This window comes from Leptospira andrefontaineae (assembly GCF_004770105.1).
Taxonomy (GTDB): domain Bacteria; phylum Spirochaetota; class Leptospiria; order Leptospirales; family Leptospiraceae; genus Leptospira_B; species Leptospira_B andrefontaineae.
The window spans coordinates 406,897-417,390 of the sequence record NZ_RQEY01000012.1 but is presented as its reverse complement, the minus strand read 5'-3'; the positions used below and the strand labels follow the sequence as shown (position 1 = coordinate 417,390).

Here is a 10,494-nt window from a genome sequence, read left to right as displayed (position 1 = left end):
ATTAATTATTTTCATATTATAAAAAGATTTTTTAAACCATTGCGGCTAACGACCAAGGCTTGACGACGTTTCGCGTGTGCGTAAGCACTTGGCGCGAGGCTTGCCATGCAAGACGAGTGACAAAGCGAAATGTGCCGAAGGCCAAGCGAGAGTCGCGTAGCGATCTCGAAGCGCAGCGTCAGAGCCGATAGTTAGTCGACGTTTTGTAAACAAATCCAATGGGGATCATTTCTTTTATCCATGGAGGCTTCATCTTTTATAGGACAATTAGGGACGGCATAGTCGTCTTTGAGTTTGAACACTGCTTGATCATATCGATAATACTTTATTCCAGAAAGCTGATTCTTTTCATCATGACATTGTTTAAAGTAAACCGGAAGTCTATAGCGATCAAACTCATAAGAGCCTATTATAGTTCCATTTAATAGAAAAGTAAATAATACAGAATCCAGACTTTGACCTCTAAGACTAAATCCTAAAATCTCATTCACCCTTTTACAAATAGGCACGGGCACACTATCACCGCTCGAAGTTATTACAACGGAATCCCAAGGCAATAAAGAGATAGCTCTAAGGTCAAATGATGATTTTGTATTTATGCCTTCGAAAAATATAGAAAATATTTGCTGACGAATGTATGAGCAATGGACGGGATAAATTAGTATAAATACTAATGCCGCAAATATAGTAATTTTCTTTTTACCTATCATTTATTTTACAAAATGTCGACTAACGACCAAGGTGCTCCGACGTTTGCGATGGCACGAGTTTGCGCATGCAAACGAAGTGACAGAAGCAAATGTGGCGTAGCCCAAGCGAGCGGGTCACGAAGTGAACCCCGAGCGGCGCGGAGGCACCGGAAGTTATCCGACGTTTCAGCCACAATTGCTAAAAATTTCAGACCCTACGAAGCAGAAGAATTCAGTTAGGAGAATTCTGGTCCGCCCTCAACACTATCCTCAAAAACCAACAAACGCCAGAATCGCAAGATGCACTTCAAGAGTATGGCGGCTATTACGAAATAGCAGCTAATTATTTAGCAAACGTCCAAGCGCTTGAATCTATATTACAAAAACTTAGAATTCAAAAACAAACAAAAAAAACAAATTCTGGCTGGAATGTTCGGATAACGACCAAGGTGTTCCGACGTTCGCAACGGCGCGAGTTTGCTTTGCAAACGAAGTGACGGACGCGAATGTGGCGTAGCCCGAGCGAGAGTTGCGTAAGCAAGCTCGAAGCGCTGCGGAAGCACCGATAGTTATACGCTGAACCGGATATGATACGAAATTACTTTCTTAAATCTAAAGGACGGTTACTTTTCATTAACTTTTCGCATCAAGTAATTCGCAAATGAAACTTTTAATAATTTTTGCTTCAGATCTGAATACAATCAATATACCAAAATATGCAAAAAAAGGAATAATTAAGAGCTTCAGGTTTATTTTATCGCTGCTCACATTTAATTTAGCTAATTAGAAGAAAGATACTATTTGAATAATAAAAGGTACAAGAATAAATATACCAATTATTAACTTCGTTACTAGATGCAATCCAGCCCTAATAGAAATAAATGTAACTCCTTTTTCAGGGAACAGGGTCCCTTGCAAGAACGGCAAAGCAGCATTTCTATACCCTATTTTCCGATACATTTGAAATTGATTTTTAACTACTCTTTTAAAGTAATCGCTATCAGAAATACTAAGAATTCGTTCGAAAATTTCGGCTTCTGAAAGCTTAGTATATAAAATATAATTATCATATATCAAAAGTTCATTCGAAAGATATTTTAATTTAATAATTAGTTCTTTAATATTCATTCTTTAGTGTAGCAGATTATTATCTAATTTTTCTTGAAAGAGTAACTTCTCCGGTTTTGCGTATAACGACCAAGGCTTGACGACGTTTCGCGAGTCCGTTAGGACTTGGCGCGAGACTTGCTACTGCAAGACGAGTGACAAAGCGAAATGTGGCGTAGCCCAAGCGAGAGTTGCGCAGCAATCTCGAAGCGAAGCGTCAGAGCCGATAGTTAGACGCAGTTAAATTGATCAAAGCTGATTTATCTTCCCTCTATAATAACATCATACTTGTCGAGAATTTCAAATAACCATTGTATATTATAGTATATCTTTATTTCTTTTGAATCCCGAAATGTAAGAATTACTTTATCTAAAGATCCCCATCTGCTTTTCTTTTCAAATTTTGCGTAAATTACATCAGAAAGTGCTTCCTCAGTCGATATCATATAAAATGAGTAATCTTGTATTCTGCCACTTCTTATAATCGTTCCCCCTCCAAAGACAAAAGCATAAGAAAAAGTAAGGAAAATAACAAGACCTAAGGAGGTCAGAAAAAAATCGGATTTTTCCGTTAAAGATTCCTCTTGAACAGTTAATCCTTTCAAAACGTATAGATTCTCTGCTGTTAATTTCGTTCTTCCGATGTATTTCAATCTAATATATTCGAAGCAAAGTATGAAAGCGCTTATAAGATAAGTCGGTATAAATACAATAAAAGGTCCATCGAGATAAACGGAGAAAAAATACTTAGCATCTCTCCCAAGTATATAGATAGCCATTTCATTCAAAAAATTAAGTGTATAATTAGTCAGGAAATGCCCGATAATTAGCAGAATTGTAAATATCCATCTTACAATCATTTTTATTTAATTGCGTCTAACGACCAAGGTGTTCCGACGTTTGCAATGGCACGAGTTTGCGCATGCAAACGAAGTGACTGAAGCAAATGTGGCGAAGCCCGAGCGAGAGTCGCGTTAGCGATCTCGAAGCGCAGCGGAAGCACCGATAGTTAGGCGACCGTTTTTAATATTTGTAGGAAATGTCTCACATATCCAATTCTTTTAAATATTTACTAGTCTTTTCACCCAAGATAATATTAATTTTTATTTTAATCTTACTACTATCAATATTCTCTAAAAAGCAAGTATAGACAGCATTATTAAGAACGTCATAATCAGTTATAAGACAATCTTCAATGAATGCAAACAATTCAATTAGTTGATCATCACCAAAAGATTCATAATTATTATTAAAATAATGACTAAACTCCGCAAAGATTCCATGAATCGTCATTCCGCCATTTCGCTCAGCAAAGAGTGAGGAACGCAAAGTAATTTCAAAATCGTTAAACAATTCGGTTAATCTACCTTTTACCCTCAAGGTCTCCGAATCATGATCAAACAAATCGAAATCTGGATTCATAGTTCTCGTTTCTATAACTTACAAATTATTCTGATAGTAATGAAAATTTTAAAAATGTCGCCTAACGACCAAGGTGTTCCGACGTTTTGCGAGTGCGAAGCACTTGGCACGAGACTTGCCACCGCAAGGCGAGTGACAAAGCGAAATGTGGCGAAGCCCGAGCGAGCGAGTCGCGCAAGCGAACTCCGAGCGGAGCGGAAGCACCGATAGTTAGGCAGCAGTATCGCTCCTAGCACATTGCACCCAAGCCCTACTCTACAAAATCCTCAAATAGAATAAAAGTCAATTAGTGAATAATTCACTTTCAGAATATAAAGTAGCGAACCCTTTTCGCAGGATTCAACGGAAGATATATCCAGGTAGTTCTGATGGATTCAAACATTCGATTGAGTCTTTCAGTTTTACGATATAAGGCAAGAAAAGGGTGAAAAGCGACCTGACCTAAAACCAAATTCCGCTCTTGTTTTAGAATATGATTTACGCTTACTAAATTCAAAAATACAAAATCGCGATATTGCGCCTAACGACCAAGGCTTGACGACGTTTCGCGAGTCCGAAGGACTTGGCGCGAGTTTTGCTGAGCAAAACGAGTGACAAAGCGAAATGTGGCGCAGCCCGAGCAAGAGTTGCGAAGCAATCTCGAAGCGAAGCGTCAGAGCCGATAGTTAGACGCTGTGATCGCACTAAGAGTGGAACTACTGACTTAACTCATCATCAGTCAATTCAGTTTCTTCAGAAAATTTACCCCGTTCATTCATTATTGACAATGAATCCTGAGCAATCGCTATCAATTGTAACCATAGGTCACTTCGAGAAAGTTCCTCAACAGGCGGCAAAATTTGGGGAGTATTTTCGCAAACGTACAACCAAATTCTGTGAAAGTCTTTTATTGCAGTTTGCTCCGACTTACTGAATACTGGCTCTATATATCTATTTAATCTATATTCGTCTACCCAATCTTCCCATAGATTAATAATTTCATCTCCACCAAATCGGTAATGAGCCTCTATATCCGAAGCGATATCAAGTACTTCAGTTATTCGATTCCTTACTCTCTGCAAAAGTAATCTTTCGGAAATGTCGTCTTTATCCTTCATAAAGAAATACTATTTGCTGAAGACTTAAAGTTTTCGCAATTATTTAGTCTTTTTTTAAACTTTTGTCAAATTTATGCGAGATTGAGGTATCTATTTTTTCTTGAGAAGTAATATCTTGCGAGCATTGCGTCTAACGACCAAGGCTTGGCGACGTTGGCGAGCTGAACGTAAGTGAAGACAGGCACAAGAATTGCTCTGCAATTCGAGTGACTGAGCCAATGTGGCGCAGCCCGAGCGAGAGTGCGTAGCATCTCGAAGCGAAGCGCCAGAGCCGATAGTTAGACGAAGTGCTTTATATAGATGAGGTCAATAACTAATCTATATAAAGCGAAATGTATTCATCGCAAAAAGAAGGAAATCACATACTTTAATTGTCGTAGAAAAGACGACCGATTCGAAATTCTATTATATAATTTTGGAAAGAATATTTTTTTCAAAATCATTTCCTGATAAATAATTCCAAATACCTATATAAATCGGAGAGATTCCTAATTTGATTAACCTAGTTACTATTAAAGAATGCAATTCTCCAGAAATAATAGGAGATTCACCCAAGCGAAATATCCTTACCTCATAAATATCACTTTTTGAATCGATCGGTCTGGTAATATCTAATTGCACATTTTCTAAATATCCAGTGACCCATTCCCAATGGTTTTCTGCATCCATTTCGACTTGAATTAAGCCTATATTGGATGCCAAAATATTAAGATCTAAATTCGTATGAAACCAGATATCTTTAATTATGGACATATTCTAAAAGCATTTCGTCTAACGACCAAGGTGTTCCGACGTTTGCGATGGCACAAGTTTGCGCATGCAAACGAAGTGACAGAAGCAAATGTGGCGAAGCCCGAGCGAGCGAGTCGCGCAAGCGAACTCCGAGCGGAGCGGAAGCACCGATAGTTAGGCAGCAGTATCGCCCCTAACACGTTGCACTAAAGCCCTACTCTATAAAATCCTCAAATAGAATAAAAGTCAATTACTGACTAATTCACTTTCAGAATATAAAGTAGCGAACCCTTTTCGCAGGATCAAACGGAAGATATATCCAGGTAGTTCTGATGGATTCAAACATTCTGTAGAACCTTTCAGTTTACGATATAAGGCAAGAAAAGGGTGAAAAGCGGTCTGACCTAAAATCAAATTCCACTCATATTTTAGGAAAGGATTTACGCTTACTAAATTCAAAAATACAAAATCGCGATATTGCGCCTAACGACCAAGGCTTGACGACGTTTCGCGAGTCCGCAAGGACTTGGCGCGAGACTTGCTACTGCAAGGCGAGTGACAAAGCGAAATGTGGCGTAGCCCGAGTGAGAGTTGCGACAGCAATCTCGAAGCGATGCGTCAGAGCCGATAGTTAAGCGACGTGGCTTTTATTTTAGATATTTTTTAAATTTATCCGAGCTACAAATCACTTCGCTATGAAGATCACATCGCCATTGAGTATTTGCCGAAATTGCTTTTTTTAGCAAATAAATATCCTTACAATTTGATAGCTCCGTACAAGCTGAAAATCGGTAATTTCCTAATTCATCAATTATGAGAATAATATAATTATCTGTTATATAATTGCTATTATACAACGCCACTTGTTTCTCCAAATTAAATATAACTGGAAAACCATAAATTGAAGTATGTCCATATAGATGATTTATGAAAGGCATACTTTTCGGAGGATTACTATATCCATAACTTTTAATTAAATCGGCTGATTTAACCGTGCGAAAATAGCTCACGATCAATCCTTCTTTAGAAAAATTAATTTCATAATCAAATTCCTTTACATTGCAAATTAGCTGCGATTCTCCTTTATCATTACAAGTTCCTCCATAATAAGAAAATAATTCGAGTGTCCTCTTTTTATTACCTCCTAAGCTAGCACCATGTCCTGGATAGTCATGGTGGACCTGGCTAAACAAAGAGAATGCCAGTAAAAGGATTAATAAGATTATAGAATTTTTCATTTTGAATAAATTTTTAGCCATGTCCGCTTAACGACCAAGGCTTGACGACGTTGGCGATCCCTGAGCCTCGAAGAGGCGTTAGGGACAGGCACGATCTTTTGCTTTTGCAAAAGTCGTGACTGAAGCCAATGTGCCGGAGGCCAAGCGAAGGTTGCGAAGCAATCCTGAAGCGCAGCGTCAGAGCCGATAGTTAGACGAAGTCCAAAATTTGGCTACTTTCGTTTACTTATTTTCCCTGCTTTCTCATTCTTTAAAGCATTCCATAGAATAATTTCGACAAATGCCTTTAGCGTAAATTTTGCATCTAAATACGATTTATGGTGAGCATAAATTACTGCTACAGTAACTACAAAGGAAAGAATTACACCGCAACAAGAGAATAAAGCTAATCCACCTTTGCGATAAATATAGAAAATTAATATAAACGGTAATATAAAGGACCCTGCTAAACAAGCAGCTGAATTATGCAAAAGATTCGAAAGACTTTGAGCTCTATCGACGGCACCTTTAATCAATTCTGAAGATCCCACTCGTTCAAACCAAAAAGAAGTTACTATAACCCATCCATATTTTTTTAAATCGATATCTCTGTAAGCCGGAATCGTTGGGGTTAGTTTGTCAAAATCAATAAATTCATTCTCCTTTACCTTTTTAAGAAATGAAGAATAATCAATTTTAAGGCAGGAAAAGATTCTATAAAAAAGACTAAGAATCGCACCTATTCCAAATGATATGGAAGTTAAAAAAAGAACAACTAATGTAAGATTAAGGCCATTAAGCTTATTATTTTCTGAATAAATGAAATTAACGACTCCATCCCAATCTAAAATAATTACCAGAATACTAAGCTCGATGAGAAAAAGAACTCCCGGCAATGTGTATCTGAAAAAACTATATGTATCGTTCATACAAATTTACTTTAATTTTGGATTTCGTCTAACGACCAAGGTGCTCCGACGTTCGCGATGGCACGAACTTGCACAAGCAAGTGTAGTGACAGAAGCGAATGTGGCGAAGCCCAAGCGAGCGGGTTGCGATAGCAAGCCCCGAGCGGCGCGGAGGCACCGAAAGTTATACGCAGTATTTAAACGAAAATAGGAAATATTAAATAGTCCCTATTCTTACTTAATTCCTATAACTCTTCATTCAATTTAAGAAACAAAGTTTAAAGCCTTTAAATAAAGAGCGAAGTAGAAAATAATATCTGAATAATTCCAGTTCGCGATGACATGTGCTGAATACTTTTGCCCATTCAAGATAGAACCATCCATCAAAGATAGCACTATCAGCGAAGTCACACTTGGAATAGCGAGTAAAGAAAGGAATACAATAGAGTTTTTGTAATTAGTCTTCTTTCTAAAAACATAAATTGCAATAAAGATCAGCAAGGAAAGATGCAGGTAAGTTGATACCAGATATGAATTTGGTAGTTTCGTGATGAATCCTTCTTCTATTATGAGATTCCCAGAATTTATTACAAAAAAGTGAAGCACAAAGCCCCAGATAATGATAGAAAGTATAGCAGAGGTGGCAATTGATAGTGTTTTCATTTTTTTCTTATAGGATACAGTTTTTTAAATATTGCGTATAACGACCAAGGCTTGACGACGTTTCGCGAGTGCGAAGCACTTGGCGCGAGACTTGCCCTGCAAGGCGAGTGACAAAGCGAAATGTGGCGTAGCCCAAGCGAGGGTTGCGAAGCAATCCTGAAGCGAAGCGTCAGAGCCGATAGTTAGACGCCGTTTTTAGTCGCGCTTATCTAATAATTTCTGAGATTCGATCAATTGTTTTGCAGCTGAAAAATCTGGAAAATTTGCTTTAGCCTCTGGAGAAGCTTCAATTGAATGATGGATTTCCAATCCCTTATCCATCAGTTTAGCAAGTTCATCCAATGCAAATTTGGTATTATTAATAAATTCATTTTTGTTCGATATCTTCTCCTTCTCGGCATCAGAGAGGTTATCATATAATTTTTCCGAACTTTTTGCTAGATCCTTATTATATTCTTCACGAGTCTTTTCTTGTAATTCTTTAATAACCAATTCAGAAAAGGCATAGGTTTCGATTAATTTTTCAGTTATTTTCACTTTCTGATAACCATGCACATACAAATCAAAAGATTCACGAATCATATTTGTAAAAAAAGTAAACGTAAGTGCCGCAGTAATTAAAATATTGAAATATTTCGATCCAACATCAAACCCTGATAAAACCAAATCGCCTTCTAAATTTGCTAATGGTAAGAATATAATTTTTCTTAATGAAGAAATCAAATTTTCTAACTCTTCTAACGAATTTAGTTCATATAATTTAATGAAAGCTGTCGTAGCACCGTCTTTAACAATTAAAGACTGCAATAATGAATCAAGAACAGCTATTTTATCCTTAAGAGCTTTAAAATCCCGGTTCAGTTGACTGACCGTATCGGGACTTACCATCATTGAATCTACTTGAACAGTGGCTATTGAATACTTTCTTAAAAAATTGATAATATCCTCTGATAATGGTGGAATACTCTGCAGATTTTCTAATGCAAGCTTAGATGATAACAACCCATTGAAGAAATGGTTACCTCCGCTGTTAGAATGAACTACAGAGAATTTTTCCGCATACTGACTAATAATTTCACTCATAGCTTGTAATCTCATTCGTTATTATCTCCTATTTCGATTATTTTAAAAATGGCGTCTAACGACCAAGGTGTTCCGACGTTTGCGATGGCACGAGTTTGCTTTGCAAACGAAGTGACAGAAGCAAATGTGGCGCAGCCCGAGCGAGTGGGTCGCGAAGCGGTCCCCGAGCGGAGCGGAAGCACCGATAGTTAGGCGCTGTAAACCTTGTGTTTAAAACAAAATTAAGCCACGGATGGCGTTTTTACTTTCTTAGCTGAATTATTTTTAACTGTATATTTTTTAATCTTAGATAATTGATTATGGATCTTCCTTTCTGCCTCTAAAAGATCATAATCATTCTGTAATCCTAACCAGAATTGAGGAGGAAGATCGAAATACTTACCCAATTTTAAAGCATAATTAGCTGAAATACTTCGTTTGCCATGCATGATTTCACTAAGTCGTGATTGAGGAATTCCGGTATCCTTATAAAGTTGATACGCACTTAAGCCTAAAGGCTTGAGGAACTCTTCATTCAATATATCTCCAGGATGAGGGTTTTTAATCCATTTCTTCATAAATAAATCCAATTAATGATAATCAACAATCTCAACGTCGTATGCATCTTGCTCATGCCAACGAAAGCAAATTCGCCATTGATCGTTTATTCTTATACTATATTGCCCTTTTCTATTCCCTGAAAGTAATTCTAATTTATTGCCCGGTGGTGATTTTAGGTTTTCAACACTTTGGGAGTTGTTGATCATTCTCAGTTTTCTCAGAGCTATTTCTGAAATCTGATTTGGAATCGATTTAACAAATACGCCTTTCCAGACTTTTTCGGTATCTTTGTTTTCGAAACTTTTGATCAATTTACTAATACTTACATAAATTGTAAGCATTGTCAATGCAAATTATCAGTAAAAACACTCCCTCCGTAACCCCGGACACGGATGTCCGGGATGTATTAAAATAATTCGCAAGGTTTATGGCGCCTAACGACCAAGGCTTGACGACGTTTCGCGAGTCCGAAAGGACTTGGCACGAGACTTGCTTTGCAAGACGAGTGACAAAGCGAAATGTGGCGTAGCCCGAGCGAGAGTGCGAAGCATCTCGAAGCGAAGCGTCAGAGCCGATAGTTAGACGACGTTAATTAATCGACCGGAAGCTCCGATTCTCCTCTCGAATAAGGAAGAATACCGCTAAACACAAATATTATAGAAATTAGAAATGTTGAATAGACCAATGTCCCGGATAAACTCTCAAATTCTTGATCCGTCATTTTGTCCCCGAACATTCCGAGAACTACCAAACCAAGAAAGGTAGTTATGAAAAACAAAATTATTGATAAAGCAGATAGAAATATCGTTTTTTGAGGTTTCAATTTCATTTTGTAGTAATTATTCCAAAAGAAAACTGCTCTTACCATTAGTATTGCAACCCATAATAAACCAATAGCAAGATATATACTCCCGCCTGATCTATTTGATATAGTTAAAACAAACGAAATGATTGCCATTATGAGAAAGAGAACGGAGATTACTCGACTTTTATATTTTCGAACATAAATACTTATTAATAAAAACACAACGACATC

10 protein-coding genes are annotated in these 10,494 nt (G+C 37.4%); all 10 read right to left on the bottom strand.

Annotated elements, in window-relative coordinates; genetic code table 11:
• Nucleotides 1–191: 191 nt before the first annotated feature.
• A complete protein-coding gene (locus tag EHO65_RS08920) occupies nt 192–710 on the bottom strand; it encodes a hypothetical protein (RefSeq protein ID WP_135773751.1) in 519 nt (172 codons plus the stop codon).
• A 1,346-nt stretch (nt 711–2,056) separates the two neighbouring features.
• The gene (locus tag EHO65_RS08900; protein WP_135773750.1) at nt 2,057–2,449 is read right to left on the bottom strand and encodes a hypothetical protein; all 393 of its coding nucleotides are present in this window, start codon (nt 2,447–2,449) and stop codon (nt 2,057–2,059) included.
• A gap of 391 nt (nt 2,450–2,840) precedes the next feature.
• On the bottom strand, nt 2,841–3,218 hold the full coding sequence (locus EHO65_RS08895) for a DUF7674 family protein (RefSeq protein ID WP_135773749.1): 378 nt from the start codon (nt 3,216–3,218) through the stop codon (nt 2,841–2,843).
• A 695-nt stretch (nt 3,219–3,913) separates the two neighbouring features.
• Entirely contained in the window at nt 3,914–4,315 is a 402-nt protein-coding gene (locus tag EHO65_RS08890; RefSeq protein ID WP_135773748.1) for a hypothetical protein, read from the bottom strand.
• 405 nt (nt 4,316–4,720) lie between these two features.
• The gene (locus EHO65_RS08885) at nt 4,721–5,068 is read right to left on the bottom strand and encodes a hypothetical protein (protein ID WP_135773747.1); all 348 of its coding nucleotides are present in this window, start codon (nt 5,066–5,068) and stop codon (nt 4,721–4,723) included.
• A 626-nt stretch (nt 5,069–5,694) separates the two neighbouring features.
• A complete protein-coding gene (locus tag EHO65_RS08880) occupies nt 5,695–6,285 on the bottom strand; it encodes a hypothetical protein (RefSeq protein WP_208744028.1) in 591 nt (196 codons plus the stop codon).
• 212 nt (nt 6,286–6,497) lie between these two features.
• Nucleotides 6,498–7,193: a hypothetical protein gene (locus tag EHO65_RS08875; RefSeq protein WP_135773745.1), complete on the bottom strand. Its 696-nt coding sequence runs from the start codon at nt 7,191–7,193 to the stop codon at nt 6,498–6,500.
• Nucleotides 7,194–8,030: 837 nt separating this feature from the next.
• Nucleotides 8,031–8,933, bottom strand: a complete 903-nt coding sequence (locus tag EHO65_RS08865; protein WP_135773743.1) for a hypothetical protein — start codon at nt 8,931–8,933, stop codon at nt 8,031–8,033.
• A 206-nt stretch (nt 8,934–9,139) separates the two neighbouring features.
• Entirely contained in the window at nt 9,140–9,475 is a 336-nt protein-coding gene (locus tag EHO65_RS08860) for a HigA family addiction module antitoxin (RefSeq protein WP_135773742.1), read from the bottom strand.
• Between the two features lie 12 nt (nt 9,476–9,487).
• Nucleotides 9,488–9,799 carry a type II toxin-antitoxin system RelE/ParE family toxin gene (locus tag EHO65_RS08855; protein ID WP_243393286.1) on the bottom strand — a complete coding sequence of 104 codons (312 nt, stop codon included), beginning with the start codon at nt 9,797–9,799 and terminating at the stop codon, nt 9,488–9,490.
• Nucleotides 9,800–10,494: the final 695 nt, after the last annotated feature.